At 71.6% G+C, this 13509-nt stretch carries 11 protein-coding genes; 9 read left to right on the plus strand and 2 right to left on the minus strand.

The window, feature by feature from the left end:
• Positions 1 to 249 precede the first annotated feature (249 nt).
• The 8 genes from ABZ939_RS16285 (at position 250) to ABZ939_RS16320 (ending at position 9967) form a co-directional block, all read left to right on the plus strand.
• Complete coding sequence (locus ABZ939_RS16285) at positions 250 to 1467, plus strand: aromatic ring-hydroxylating dioxygenase subunit alpha (protein ID WP_361854506.1); 1218 nt, start codon at positions 250 to 252, stop codon at positions 1465 to 1467.
• Positions 1468 to 1720: 253 nt separating this feature from the next.
• On the plus strand, positions 1721 to 2851 hold the full coding sequence (locus ABZ939_RS16290) for a spermidine/putrescine ABC transporter substrate-binding protein (RefSeq protein ID WP_361854509.1): 1131 nt from the start codon (positions 1721 to 1723) through the stop codon (positions 2849 to 2851).
• 1 nt (position 2852) lies between these two features.
• On the plus strand, positions 2853 to 3767 hold the full coding sequence (locus tag ABZ939_RS16295) for an ABC transporter permease (protein WP_361854512.1): 915 nt from the start codon (positions 2853 to 2855) through the stop codon (positions 3765 to 3767).
• Positions 3764 to 4609 (plus strand): ABC transporter permease, encoded by an 846-nt coding sequence (locus ABZ939_RS16300; protein WP_361854515.1) that lies wholly within the window; start codon positions 3764 to 3766, stop codon positions 4607 to 4609. Before ABZ939_RS16295 ends, ABZ939_RS16300 begins: the two co-directional genes overlap by 4 nt.
• Positions 4610 to 4614: 5 nt before the next feature.
• A complete protein-coding gene (locus ABZ939_RS16305) occupies positions 4615 to 5697 on the plus strand; it encodes an ABC transporter ATP-binding protein (RefSeq protein ID WP_361854518.1) in 1083 nt (360 codons plus the stop codon).
• 40 nt (positions 5698 to 5737) lie between these two features.
• Positions 5738 to 7054, plus strand: a complete 1317-nt coding sequence (locus ABZ939_RS16310) for an NAD(P)/FAD-dependent oxidoreductase (RefSeq protein WP_361854521.1) — start codon at positions 5738 to 5740, stop codon at positions 7052 to 7054.
• Complete coding sequence (locus ABZ939_RS16315; protein WP_361854524.1) at positions 7047 to 8450, plus strand: aldehyde dehydrogenase family protein; 1404 nt, start codon at positions 7047 to 7049, stop codon at positions 8448 to 8450. Before ABZ939_RS16310 ends, ABZ939_RS16315 begins: the two co-directional genes overlap by 8 nt.
• 101 nt (positions 8451 to 8551) lie before the next feature.
• Entirely contained in the window at positions 8552 to 9967 is a 1416-nt protein-coding gene (locus tag ABZ939_RS16320) for an amidase (RefSeq protein WP_361854527.1), read from the plus strand.
• A gap of 85 nt (positions 9968 to 10052) precedes the next feature.
• On the opposite strand, the gene thpR is transcribed toward ABZ939_RS16320, so the two are convergent.
• Both thpR and ABZ939_RS16330 read right to left on the minus strand, forming a co-directional pair.
• Complete coding sequence (gene thpR, locus ABZ939_RS16325; RefSeq protein WP_361854529.1) at positions 10053 to 10679, minus strand: RNA 2',3'-cyclic phosphodiesterase; 627 nt, start codon at positions 10677 to 10679, stop codon at positions 10053 to 10055.
• A gap of 185 nt (positions 10680 to 10864) precedes the next feature.
• Positions 10865 to 11668 carry an endonuclease gene (locus tag ABZ939_RS16330; protein ID WP_361854532.1) on the minus strand — a complete coding sequence of 268 codons (804 nt, stop codon included), beginning with the start codon at positions 11666 to 11668 and terminating at the stop codon, positions 10865 to 10867.
• An 896-nt stretch (positions 11669 to 12564) separates the two neighbouring features.
• Here ABZ939_RS16330 and ABZ939_RS16335 point away from each other — a divergent pair.
• Positions 12565 to 13398: a hypothetical protein gene (locus ABZ939_RS16335; RefSeq protein WP_361854535.1), complete on the plus strand. Its 834-nt coding sequence runs from the start codon at positions 12565 to 12567 to the stop codon at positions 13396 to 13398.
• Positions 13399 to 13509 lie beyond the last annotated feature (111 nt).

The raw sequence follows: 13509 nt of genomic DNA on the forward strand, positions 1-13509 counted from the left end.
AGGACCAGCGCGAACGCCGAGGAATGCGGGCGTGGCGACAGGCAGCACATTGACTGACCGATCGGTCAGTGACTTGATTCACGGTAGCTGACCGATCGGTCAGCGTACAAGTCTTGACCCGGCGGAAATCAGCCAGCAATCTGGCTGTCCAATCGGTCAGCATGCTCGCGGCGTCCGCCCCGACGTGCTGCCCCCGCTGGCACGCCTCGACATCCGATCGCCGTACGCACGGCATGGAGGAGTCACCCGATGCAGTCCAGAGCGCCAGAAACACCACTCGACGAGCCCGGCCGCGAGACGCCCGGCGCGGCTCCCGGCCGGGCCGCCTCAGGCCCGCTGATCTCCCGTACGGACGACCCCGGGCCCGCACTGTCGGCCCGCTACTACACCGATCCCGACGCGTCCGCCGCGGAGATGCGGCACGTCTTCGCCAAGGCGTGGCAGCTCGTCTGCCACGAGTCCGACCTGCCGAACCCAGGGGCCCGGATCGCCGCCACGGTCGCGGACCGCGAGGTCCTGGTGGTGCGCACCGAGGACGGCGGCCTCGCCGCCCATCTCAACGTGTGCCGCCACCGGGGAACGCGGCTCGTCACCGCCCCGGAACGGGAGGGCAAGGCGATCCGCTGCCCGTACCACGGCTGGACCTACCGGCTCGACGGGGGCCTGGTCGGCGCCCCCGAGGCCCGGCAGATCCCCTGCCTCGACAAGCCCCGGCTCGGCCTGTTCCCCGCCCGCGCCGAGTCGTTCCTGGGCTTCGTCTTCGTCAACCTCGACCTCGACGCCGTTCCGCTGGCCGAGCAGTGCGCGGGCCTCGCCGAGGAGGTCGGCCACTACGCCGGGGCCGACCTGGTGCCCGTCGGCCGCAGCCGGATCCACGATCTGGCCGGCGCCGAGGTCCAGGAGGCCAACTGGAAGGTGGCGGTCGACAACTATCTGGAGGGATACCACGTGCCGGTCGCCCATCCCGGGCTGATGCGGCTGCTCGACTACCAGAACTACAGCTGCCGGACCGAGGAGTCGTACGCGCTCTTCGCCTCGCCACTGCGCGACAAGCCGTCCTCGAACTGGGCCGAGCGCCTCTACCAGCGCGTCGCCGCCCCCATGCCCGGCCTCGGCGAGGCCGACCGCAGGGTCTGGCGGTACGCCGTGATCTATCCCAACACGCTCATCGACTTCTACCCCGACCACGTACTGGCCTGGACCGCGATCCCGACGGCGGTGGACCGGGTGGCCGTACCCGGCGCGTTCTACACCCGACGCGGTACGAGCCTGCGCACCCGGCTGGCCCGGCGCCTGAACATCCACATCGGTTGGATCACCAACGACGAGGACGCCGAGCTGGTCGCCCGCGTCCAGAAGGGGCTCTCCACCCCCGGGTTCGAGCCCGGGCCCCTGTCACGCCGCGAGTCGGCCGTCGGCTGGTTCGCCGCCCGCATCCGGGCCGACCTCGACGCCGCGGAGCGGTGAGCCCCACCCGCCGCACCCTGCCGCCGGGCAAGCCGTCCCGCCGTAACGCACGTTCGGGCGAGCCGTCCCGCCGCGACGCACCGGCCCGCCGCACCGCGTGGCGAGCTGCCCCGCCGTAACGCACCGCCCCGCCGCACCGCACCGCCGGGCGCGCTGCCCCGCCCTACCGCACCGCCGGCGTGGCAACCCTCCACGCGCTGACGCACCGTTCGTTCCCCCGCCGTCCCCCTGCGGCCCTACGGAGAGGACCCCCATGTCCCCCGAGGCACGTCCCCTGTCCCGCCGCTCGCTCCTCCGCGCCGGCACCGCCGCGGCCCTCGGTCTCACCGCGGCCGGCTGCGGCTTCTCCTCCGAACCCGACCCGGCCGGCAAAGAGGCCGGCGACAAGCCGATCGACGTCAAGGTCGACGGCGACCTGGTCTACTTCAACTGGGCCGACTTCGTGGACCCGGCCGTCTTCGAGGGCTTCTCGAAGGAGTACGGCGTCAAGGTCGTCCAGTCGAACTTCGACTCCATGGAAGGCATGGCGGCCAAGCTCAACGCCGGGAACCGCTACGACATCATCTTCCCCACCGCGAAGTGGGCGCAGCGCCTCGGCGCCGGCGGCAAGCTCCGCACGATCGACCACGCGCGCCTCAAGAACGCCGAGGCCGTCTTCGGCAGTTACGCGTACTTCGCCGACCCCTGGTACGACAAGGGCTCCGCGCACACCGTCCCCTTCACCATGTACAAGACCGGCATCGGCTGGCGCAAGGACCGGCTCGGCGACCTGACCGGCTCCTGGGACGACCTGTGGAACGCCAAGGCCAAGGGCAAGGTCTTCGTCCTCGACGACCGCGACGAGGTGCTCGGCATGGGCGCGCTCAAACACGGCCTCGACCTCACCACCGAGGACCCGGACGACCTCCGGACGATCACCGAGTCCCTGCGTACGCTCCGCCCCCGCCTGCGCGGCTTCTCCAGCGACAGCTACAACAACCTGCTCAACGGCAACGCCGACATGACCCAGGCGTGGAGCGGGGACATGGCCGCCATGCTCGCCCAGGCGAAGGACCCTTCCGTCTTCGGCTTCGAGGTCGCCCGGGAGGGCGCCCCCGTCAACTCCGACTGCTACGCCATTCCCGCCAACGCGCAGCACCCCGGCACCGCGATGCTCTTCATCGACTACATGCTCCGCCCGGAGAACGTGAAGAAGAACATCGAGTACATCGGCTACCCGATGCCGGTCCACGGCAGCGAGGACACCTACACCGCGCTCGTGGAGCCCTTCCCGCAGTGCCAGGTGACGGCCGGCGACCTCAAGGACGACCTCTTCTTCCGCAACGGCACCGCCAAGGGCGAACGAGCCCGCGACGCCGCCTGGACCGATGTGAAGGCCGGCTGACATGGCACGACGCGACCGTACCGGTTCGGCCGCCCGCCCGCCGGTCCCCCACGGGGGACCGGCCGCGGCGGGGGCCCGGCTGTGGACCTGGCTCATGCTCCCCGGCACCCTCTGGATGACCGGCTTCCTCGTCGTCTCCCTGCTGCTGGTCGGCACGCTGGCGTTCGGCACCACGGACCAGCTCGGGAATCCGCACTTCGGCCTGGACTTCGGCAACATCGCGGCCCTCGCCGACCCGGCGTACCGCACCGTCCTGCTGCGCTCCCTCGGCTACGCCCTGATCACATGCGTCGTCTGCCTTGCCGTGGCCTACCCCGTCGCGTACGCCATCGCGCTGTGCGGAGGGCGCTTCAAGAACCTGCTGATCGCGGCGATCGTCGTACCGTTCTTCGCCAACTACCTGGTGCGGATGTACGGCTGGTCCGTCGTCCTCTCCGACGACGGACCGCTGCTGAAGGCCCTGCGGGCGATCGGCCTCGCCGACGGAGACACCAAGATCCTGCAGTCCGGCTTCGGCGTCATGGCGGGACTCGTCTACGGCTTCGTGGTGTTCATGATCATCCCGCTGTACGCGGCCCTGGAGCGCATGGACACCTCGCTCATCGAGGCCGGCCGCGACCTGTACGGCGGCCCGCTGCGCACCTTCTTCTTCGTCACCGTGCCCGCCACGCGGCAGGGGGCCGCGGCCGGCTGCGTCCTGGTCTTCCTGCCCGCCATGGGCGACTTCGTCAGCGCCCAACTCATGGGAGGCCCCGACCAGATCATGATCGGCAACCTGATCCAGGACAAGTTCTTCCAGGGCCAGAACTGGCCCCTCGGCTCCGCCCTGACCATGCTGCTGATGGCGGTGCTGTTCCTCGGGATGCTCGGCTACCTGCGGCGCACCCGCAAGGACGAGGCGGAGGCGACCCGATGACCCTCCGCCCGGCCCGCCGTGGCCGCCGCCGGGGCGCCGAGCGCCGCCCCCGCTTCGCCCTCGCGGTCACCGTCGTCTTCTTCGCGCTGCTCTACCTCCCCATCGCCGTCGTCGTCCTCTTCTCCTTCAACTCGCAGAAGTCCCTCACCGTCTTCCAGGACTTCAGCCTCCGCTGGTACCAGGCCTTCCTCCACGACGACGTGCTCCTCGACTCGGTCGGCATGAGCCTGCAGGTCTCCCTCGTCGCCATGGCCGGCTCGCTGGTCCTCGGCGTGGCCCTGGCCCTCGGCCTGGTCCGCGGCCGCGGCCGCCTCGGCTCCTTCGCCGGCCTGGTCATGCTCGTCCCGCTGATCACCCCGGAGATCGTCACCGGAGTCGCGGCGATGCTGCTCTTCAAGGGCCTGGGCATCACCCTGTCGACCACCACCGTGATGCTGGCCGAGATCACCTTCTCCATCTCGTACGTGACGGTGATCCTGCGGTCCCGCATCGCCGCACTCAACCCCGAGGTCGAAGAGGCCGCGATGGACCTCGGCGCCACCCGCCGCCAGGCGCTGCGCCTGGTGACCCTGCCCGCCCTGCTCCCCAGCATCCTCGCGTCCGCGGTACTGATCTTCGCCCTCGTCTTCGACGACTTCGTGCTCGCCTACTTCACCACCGGCGTCGACCCGCAGCCGCTGTCCGTACGCATCTACTCGGCGATCAGGTTCGGCGTCCAGCCCACCATCAACGCCGTCGGCACCCTGATGCTCGCCGGATCCATAGCGCTCATCGCCCTCGCACTCGCCATCCCGCGCCTCTTCGGCCGCCGCGGCGGCCTCGATCTGCTCTCCGGGAAGTGACACCCATGCAGCACCCGCACCCCGCCGTCCGGCTCGACCAGGTCAGCAAGCAGTACCCCAAGTCCGAGGCGTACGCGCTCGACGGCGTCTCGCTCGACATCGCGCCGGGCGAGTTCTTCTCCCTCCTCGGACCTTCCGGCTGCGGCAAGACCACTCTGCTGCGGATGACCGGCGGCTTCGCCGATCCCACGGCGGGAAGCGTCCTGCTCGACGGTGAGGACGTCACCGGGCTGCCGCCCGACAAGCGCAACGTCAACACCGTCTTCCAGAGCTACGCCCTCTTCGACCACCTCTCGCTGGCGGACAACGTGGCCTTCGGCCTCAAGCGCAAGGGCGTCGCCCGGGGCGAGATCCGCCGGCGCGTGGCCGACATGCTCGACCTCGTCCAGCTCGGCCACCTGGCCGAGCGCAAGCCGGGCACGCTCTCCGGCGGCCAGCGGCAGCGTGTCGCGCTCGCCCGCGCCCTGGTCAACCGCCCTCAGGTGCTCCTCCTCGACGAGCCGCTGGCTGCCCTCGACCTCAAGCTCCGCCGTCAGATGCAGGTCGAGCTCAAGCAGATCCAGCGCGAGGTCGGCATCACCTTCGTCTTCGTCACCCACGACCAGGACGAGGCGCTGACCATGTCGGACCGTCTCGCCGTGATGAACGAGGGGCGCGTCGAGCAGTGCGGCACGCCGGAGGACGTGTACGAGCGCCCGACGAGCGGCTTCGTGGCCTCCTTCATGGGCACGTCGAACCTGGTCCCCGGCACCTACCGCGCCGGCGAGGTCGTCCCCGACGCGGGCGGCCCCGCGCTGCCCGTGGGTCCCCGCTCAGGCGTCGCCGACGGCAGCCGGGTCAGCCTCTCGATCCGCCCCGAGAAGATCTGGCTCTCCGACTTCGAACCGGGTATGGCCAAGGTCGGCGGAGTCGTCCGGGAGACCGTCTACTCCGGCCCCACCACGACGTACTTCATCGAACTCGCCCCCGGCGTCACCGTCTCCGTACTGGAGCAGAACACGATCCGCTCGCGTATGGAGGACCGCTGGAGCGGCGGCGAGGAGGTCGAGATCGGCTGGAAGCCCGAACACTGCCTGGTGCTCGACTGACCCGCCGCGCCCCACTGGTCCCGACCGGAGGTACACCCCCATGAACCACGACATCATCGTGCTCGGCGCGGGTCTCGCCGGACTCGCCGCCGCACGCGATCTGGCCGCGGGCGGAGCCGACGTCCTCGTCGTCGAGGCCCGCGACCGGGTCGGCGGACGCGTCGAGCAGACCGAACTCCCCGACGGCCGCCTCGTCCAGCTCGGCGGAGAGGTGGTGGGCCGGGCGCACACCGCGTACACGGCCCTGGCCGCCGAGCTCGGCCTCACCCTGGTCCCCAGTTACGTCGCCGAACCCGGCGCTCTCGCCCGCGCCACCCCCGAAGGCGTCTCCGCCGGCGACCCGCCCCACTGGTTCGGCCCCGGTGACGACGCCTGCCACCGGAAGGCCACCGCCGCCTTCACCGCGCTCGCCGCGACCGTCGACCCCGCCGACCCCTGGTCCCACCCCGACGCCACGGCCCTCGACCGGCTCTCCGTGGGCGGCTGGCTGCGCTCCGAGGGGGCGACCCCGGCCGTCGTACGACTCTGGGAGATCGGCCAACTGGCCCTTGCCGACGGCTCGTACGAACGCACCTCCCTGCTCGCCGCCCTGCGCAAGCACGCCGCCGTACCCGGTGACGGGCACTACGAATACGACGCCTGGGAGGGCCTGCGGGTGGCGGAGGGCTCGGCCACGGTGGCCCTGCGCATGGCCGCGGAGCTCGGCGGGCGGGTCCGTACGGGCGCGCCCGTCGAGGCCGTCGCGGTACGGAGGTCCGGCGGCTGCACCGTACGCCTGGTGGGCGGCGAGACCCTCACCGCCGGCGCCGTCGTCAGCGCGCTGCCCGTCGGTCCGCTCCGCTCGGTCGCCGTCACCGGTGTCTCCGACGAGCGCCTCGCCTCGCTGCACCGGCAGCGCCACGCGGTCGCCGCCAAGTTCGCCGCCGCGTACGAGGAGCCGTTCTGGCGCGCCCGCGGACTGAGCGGCCTCTCCGAATGCGAGGGCGTGCTCGGCAGCACCTGGCCGCAGAGCGAGGGCGTCCTCTCCGCGCTCGTCCCGCCCGAGCGGTACGGCGTGCTCCTCGGCATGCCGCCGGCGCTGCGCACCGCCGAACTCCTTGCCGAGGTGGCCCGTCTCTACGGGGCGGAGGCGCACCGGCCGTTCGCCACGTACATCCGCATGTGGGGTACCGACCCGTGGACCCAGGGGTACGTCACGCACTGGACCCCCAGTGATGTCATGGCCGTGGGACCTCGCCACGGCACCCACGAACCGCCGTTCTATGTCTGCGGATCCGACCAGTGGGTGGCCGGCTACATGGAAGGCGCCGTACGCACCGGCCGTGCGGCGGCGAAGGAGGCTCTGACCCGTGGCTGACACACTGGCGAACCACATCGGGGGCGCTGACCGCCCCTCCGCCTCCGGCGAGACGATGGAACTGGTCGACCCCGCCACGGGCGAGGTCCACGGCCACGCACCCCGGTCCGGCCGGGCCGACACCGACGCGGCCTGCGCGGCGGCGTCAGCGGCGTTCTCGCACTGGTCGGCGACCACCCCGGCCACCCGCCAGCGCGCCCTGCTCGGCATCGCCGATGCCCTCGAGGCACACGCGGACGCCCTGGTCGAGGCCGAGTGCCGGGACACCGGCAAACCGGCGGAGCGCTTCCGGGAGGACGAACTCCCGGCGATCGTCGACACGGTCCGCTTCTTCGCCGGAGCCGCGAGGACCCTGCCGGGCGCCGCCGCCGCCGAGTACACCGAGGGCCGTACCTCGCTGCTGCGCCGCGAACCGGTCGGCGTGTGCGCCCAGATCACCCCCTGGAACTACCCGCTGATGATGGCGGCCTGGAAGTTCGCGCCGGCGATCGCGGCCGGGAACACCACCGTGCTGAAACCGGCCGACACCACCCCTTCCTCCGCGGTGCTCCTGGCCCGCATCGCGGCGGCGCACCTGCCACCGGGCGTACTCAACGTCGTCTGCGGCGACCGCGACACCGGCCGGGCGCTCACCGCACACCGGGACGTCGCCCTGATCGCCGTCACCGGAAGCGTACGGGCGGGCCAGGAGATCGCGGCCGCCGCGGCCACCGGCCTCAAGCGACTGCACCTGGAGCTCGGCGGGAACGCCCCGGTCATCGTCCACGAAGACGTGGACGTGGAGGCCACCGCGGCGGCCCTCGCCGAGGTCGCGTACTACAACGCCGGCCAGGACTGCACCGCGCCCAGCCGCCTCCTGGTCCACGAGCGCGTGTACGACGCGTTTCTCGCGGCCTTCGCCGCCGCGGCGGCCGCTCCCGCGTACCGCGAGGCCGCCTTCGGCCCGCTGAACAACGCGAACCAACTGGCCGCGGTCGAGGCACTCTTGAGCCGTCTTCCGTCTCACGCCGAGATCGTCACCGGTGGAAAGGTCCTTTCCCGCCCCGGCTTCTTCCACCCGGCGACGGTCGTGGCCGGCGTCCGTCAGCAGGACGACATCGTCCAGGAGGAGACCTTCGCCCCCGTGGTGACCGTCCAGCCCTTCCGCACCGAGGAGGAGGCACTCCACCTGGCCGACGACGTCCGCTTCGGCCTCGCCGCCGGGATCTGGACCACGAACCACGACCGTGCGATGCGCGCCACCCGCGCCCTGCGCACGGGCATCGTCTGGGTCAACACCCACGGCACCACGGTCTCCGAAATGCCCCATGGCGGCGTCAACCACTCCGGGTACGGCAGCGACCTCTCCCTGGCGGGCCTCCTGGACTACACCCACCCGAAGCACGTCATGCTGTGACATCGGGACACGTCCGGAACACGTTCGGAAACCCTCGCGTGTTACTTGCCGGTAAGGAATGATGGGGGACAACCATTCCACACGCGGGGGCTGAGGCAGCGGTGACGACTTTCGAGGAACGGACCAGGGTGCACGCCTTCCGGGACGACGCCCTGGGAGAGCACGACGCCGTCGGTCTCGCCGCCGCGATCCGGCGGGGCGAGGTCGGTGCCGCCGAGGTCGCCAGGGACGCGGCGGAGCGGGTACGGGCGGTCGAGGCGGAGCTCAACGCCGTCCAGGCGTACGTCGACGTCCCGGCGGCCGCCACCGGCGCCGGCGGTGCCTTCGCCGGGGTGCCGACCTTCGTCAAGGACAACACCGAATACCGCGGCCTGCCCACCGGCCACGGCAGCGCGGCCTTCACTCCGCGCACCGCGCGACGGCACGCGCCGTTCGTCTCGCAGTTCCTGAGCAGCGGCGTCACGGTGCTGGGCAAGACCCGGCTGCCCGAGTTCGGGTTCAGCCCGACCACGGAGTACGAGGGCGCCGAGCCCGTTCGCAACCCGTGGAACACGGGGTACTCGGCGGGTGGCTCCTCGGGCGGCAGCGCCGCGCTCGTCGCCGCCGGAGCGGTCCCGATCGCGCACGCCAACGACGGCGGTGGCTCGATCCGTATCCCCGCCGCCTGCTGCGGTCTCGTCGGTCTCAAGCCGACCCGCGGACGGGTCGTGGCGAACGCCGAGAGCCGTCGGTTGCCGATCGACATCGTCTCCGACGGTGTCGTGAGCCGTTCCGTGCGGGACGCCGCCGCGTTCTTCGCCGCCGCCGAGACGTACTGGCGCAACCCGAAGCTGCCGCCCGTGGGGCTGGTCGAAGGACCCTCGGAGCGGCGTCTGCGCGTCGGCTTCCTGCTGGACTCGCCGAACGGTGTCCACTCCGACGCGACCACCCGGTCCGCCGTCACGGAGACCGTGGCCACGCTCGAACGGCTCGGCCACACGGTGGAGCCGGTGGAGCTGGACGTCGACCCGCGCTTCACCGACGACTTCCTCACCTACTGGGGGCTGCTGTCGTTCCTCATCGGTGCCACCGGCCGGACCCTCGGGGCCGACTTCGACCGGCACCGCATGGACGGCCTCAGCCGGGGTCTGCGCGACACCTACGTCGAGAACTGGCGGCGTACTCCGGGTGTGCTGCGGAGGCTCAAGCGCACGAGGGAGGCGTACGCGGCGTCGTTCCGCGGACTCGACCTCATCCTTTCCCCCGTACTGGCCCACACCACGCCCCCGATCGGCCACCTCGGCCCCACCGTGCCCTACCCGGCGTTGATCGAACGGATCCTCGCGTACGTCGCGTTCACGCCCCTCAACAACGTCGTCGGCACGCCGTCGATCTCGGTGCCCGCCCCGGGCGCCACGGAGGACGGGCTGCCCGTCGGCGTCATGCTCTCCGGCCGCCCCGGCAGTGAACGGACACTGCTGGAGGTGGCGTTCGCCCTGGAGGCCGAGCACCCCTTCCCGCGTATCCAAGGCTCTTGAGACCGCGACCGGACTCCGGGGCCCCGCGGTGCCGACGGGCGCTCACGCGCAGCGTCCACGTACGGCGCCGACGAACGACGTGCTGTCAGCGTCCTTCGAAGGGCCATGACGTGATGTCGCGGTAGCGGATCGGTCCCGGACCGCGGCCGAAGTTGCTGCCGACGAGGTGCAAGCGCGCCGCCTGCCACGGCCGGCCGGTGAATCCGGAGAGCCCGGCGGCCGCCGCCACCACGCACGACGTGTCGTCGCGACGAGCGCGGGCCAGGGTGAGATGCGGCCGCAGGGGCCGGCCCGCGAAGGGGACACCGCACTCCTCGACGACGGCGCGCACCTCGGTGGCGAGCAGGTGCAGTCCTTCCAGGTCCCCGTCGATCCCGCTCCACAGCACGCGCTCGTCGAAATGGCCGCCGCCGCGCAGCGCCAGTTCCAGCGGAGGGCGCGTCGCCGCCAGGCGCGCGAGGGGCGGCCGCAGCAAAGGCACCGCCGTGACCGGGAGCTCCCCGAGGAACGCCAGGGTGATGTGCCAGTCCTCGATGCGGTTCCACCGCATGCGCGCGTACGCCTCGTAGGCAGGGCCGAGCGCCCGCGCCAGCTCGTCCTTCGCCTCGTCGGGCGGGGCGAGGGCGATGAAGACGCGTATCGTCTCCGCCGTCCCCGCCAGGGGCTGTTCGCCCGCGCCGGGCTCCGTCGCCTGCCTGGACGGATCGGTCATCGTCGCTTCCCTGCTCGGTGTGCGGCCGGTACGCGCGCCACCTGATGACACGCCGTCCGACCTGCACTCTCACTTCTTGCCGACCCGAGGGTACGGGGTGTCCGGGCCGCGCCGCCAAGGCCACCGCGCATCACCCGGACGCACGGTGGCCTGTGGCGGGGGCGGGCTCGGAGCAGCAGCCGGCTCTACCAGATCGCCTCGACCCACTCCGGGTGGTCGATGAACGGGTTGCGGTTGCCCTGGTAGGTGCTGTGGATGACGTCGTTGCGGCGTTCCTCGAAGGCGCTCGGCGGGTCCAGCTCGTTCCACTGCTTCAGGATCGAGAGGCGGCCGTGGTAGGGGACACTGCCGTTGGTGGTCGAGTCGTTGGGCTCCAGGTCGGCCCAGGCGTCGTCGCCCTCGTAGCGGACGGCCATGTAGAGGATCATGCGGGCAACGTCGCCCTTGTCCGCGTCGCGCGGCTCGAAGGAGTTGGAGTCCGTGTAGCTGCCGGACGCACCACTGACCGCGCTGCCGCCGTTGTCCCAGTCCTTGTTGCCGCGGGTGCTGTTGACCTGCACGTCGCACGCGCGCAGGTGGTGCAGGTCGGTGCCGGGGCCGGCCGAGGTGCCGAAGCTGCCGTGGGACTGGGCCCACACGTGCTCGCGGTTCCAGTCGCCCACGTCGCCGCCGTTGAGGGCCTTGCTGCGCGAGATGCCGCTGTACAGCAGGATCACGTTGCCGCTGTTGTTCGGGTCCTGGTCGGTGACCTTCAGGGCGTTCCACACCGCGTCGTACGAGATCTTGGACTGGCTGCTGATGATGGTGTGCAGGGAGGACTTCAGGCTGGTGCCGGTCTTGCCGATCGCGTTCTTGTAGTACGTGCTGTCGTACGCGTTCGTCGTGGCACTCGCGGGAGTCGCCGCGACCGTCGGAAGGGTGAGGCCGACGAGGACGGCGGACAGGGCGGTCGCCAGCGCCTTCCATCTGCCTATCTGCACACTGAACATGGGGGGGGTTCCCTTTCCCGGGGGCGGTATGCGTGGACGTGGCGCTCAGTCAACGGCGTGGCGGTCTACGCGTGTTGATGTCGTGCCGCCAGGAGAGTGACATGGGGGAGGGTGCGGCCGTGTAACCGGGAGAAGGCGTTTCAGTGACGTTCTCGCATACGGCGTAACGCCTGAGGGCCCGCCCGGCAGGTCGTCGGCGTGGGAGCCGGACCTCGCCGGCCTGCTCCCGCCATGACCGCCCGGACGGGCGGGCCGGCCGCCCTTTCGCTCCGTCGGCCCAGCGGGACCGTTCCCGGATGGCGCAGTGTCACAAACTGCGCACTAGTTGTATTCGAGTGTGTGCGCTTTCCGGTGCCCACGAGACAGCCACGGTGGACGCCTACCGGATGTTCACGAATGGAGCCCGCGACATGACCCCCGACCTCTTCAACAGCAATCCGGCCGAAGACGACAGAGAACGCAATGCCGGGCCCGCCCCCGCACCGTCCCCCCAGGCCGCCGTCCCTCCGCATCCGGCTCCTCGTACGCCCGCCGTTCCTGCCGAGCCGCCCACACCCGCTGCCGTGCACAGCGCCCCCGTCGTATCGGCGGCTCTTGGCGGCCCGAACCCCGTCGACGAGGCGATACGGCTGGGCCCGCCGAAGCACGAGCCGTCAGCGGCCCCGCCGGCCCCCACGGAACCGCCGGCCTCCACGGACCCGTCAGCCTCCACGGCCTCCGCGGAACCGCCGGCCTCCGCGGCCCCCTCGGAACCGCCGGCCTCCGCGGCCCCCTCGGAACCGCCGGCCTCCGTGGACCCGTCGGCTCAAGCGGACCCCTCGGAACAGTCGGACACGGCCGAGACCGGTGACGAGGCGATACGCACCCTTCTGTCGACAGCGGCAACCGAGCGTCCCGTGGAAGAGGTTGCGTCGCTGGTCGCCCGCCTCCAGGAGACCGGCGAGTTGTCCAGCCCCGCGGACGTGGCGCTCCGCGCAGCCGCCGTGTCCCGGCCCCTCGACGAAGTGCGACAACTGGTCGCGCTGCTCAACGCGTCGGGGTACGACCTCCACCAGGCCGAGACCACGCTGCGCGCCGCGGCGGTGGGGCGGCCGATCGAGGACGTGGTGCAGCTCGTCAACATCCTCGGAACCGACAGCAGCGACTGGCGCCCCGCCGGCGCGGAGACCGAGGAGCGCAAGGCCGGACCCGGCCAGGGCGACGGCGGGCAGGTCGGCAGTGACCCTCCTCCGGTCCTCGCCCCTTCCCCGAAGCGGCCACGAGGCTCCGCGAAGTGGCCGGGGTCGGCCCTGGACGGCGCACTGGCCGCAGGCCCCGGCAGCCACACCGCCTCCTCGGCACTGCGGTCGATGCTGCGCTGGCCGGCCGCGGGTGCCATGCTCGTCTGCGGCCTCGTCCATGTGCCGACGGACCTCGCGGACATGCGCGCGGGCGGCAACGCGGAGATGCTGTCCGTGGTCGTCACCGTGCTCTGCCTGCTATGCGGAGTATGGCTCGCGGTACGGGACACCATGATCGTCTGGGCGGCCGCCGCGGGGCTCGCCCTCGGCGTCATCGTGCTCCACGGCCTGGAGAGTGTCGGCAGGGTCGATCTGCTGAACAGCAGCCTCGGCTTCACGTACACCTGGGCGCGGGCGGCAGCGCTGCTGAGCGCCCTGGCCGTGGTCGCGCTGGCCGGCTCGACCCTGGTGCGTTACGCGAGGACGACCGGCGCGGCGGACAGCGCCTGAGCCGTCGAACTCCCGCGCCTGTACGGTCAGCTCGAGCGCCCCGATCGACCCACGACCTGCACCCGCGAGGGGGCGGAGCGGAACAGCGGGAACGGTCAAGACCGGGGCGCA

The sequence above is a fragment of the Streptomyces sp. NPDC046712 genome (assembly GCF_040645695.1).
In the GTDB taxonomy this organism is placed as follows: Bacteria; Actinomycetota; Actinomycetes; order Streptomycetales; family Streptomycetaceae; genus Streptomyces.

Bases quoted from the DNA above. Each gene is read 5' to 3' on its own strand.
- ABZ939_RS16285 (WP_361854506.1), top strand. From the start codon at position 250: ATGCAGTCCAGAGCGCCAGAAACACCACTCGACGAGCCCGGCCGCGAG.
- ABZ939_RS16290 (WP_361854509.1), top strand. From the start codon at position 1,721: ATGTCCCCCGAGGCACGTCCCCTGTCCCGCCGCTCGCTCCTCCGCGCC.
- ABZ939_RS16295 (WP_361854512.1), top strand. From the start codon at position 2,853: ATGGCACGACGCGACCGTACCGGTTCGGCCGCCCGCCCGCCGGTCCCC.
- ABZ939_RS16300 (WP_361854515.1), top strand. From the start codon at position 3,764: ATGACCCTCCGCCCGGCCCGCCGTGGCCGCCGCCGGGGCGCCGAGCGC.
- ABZ939_RS16305 (WP_361854518.1), top strand. From the start codon at position 4,615: ATGCAGCACCCGCACCCCGCCGTCCGGCTCGACCAGGTCAGCAAGCAG.
- ABZ939_RS16310 (WP_361854521.1), top strand. From the start codon at position 5,738: ATGAACCACGACATCATCGTGCTCGGCGCGGGTCTCGCCGGACTCGCC.
- thpR (WP_361854529.1), bottom strand. From the start codon at position 10,679: ATGACCGATCCGTCCAGGCAGGCGACGGAGCCCGGCGCGGGCGAACAG.
- ABZ939_RS16330 (WP_361854532.1), bottom strand. From the start codon at position 11,668: ATGTTCAGTGTGCAGATAGGCAGATGGAAGGCGCTGGCGACCGCCCTG.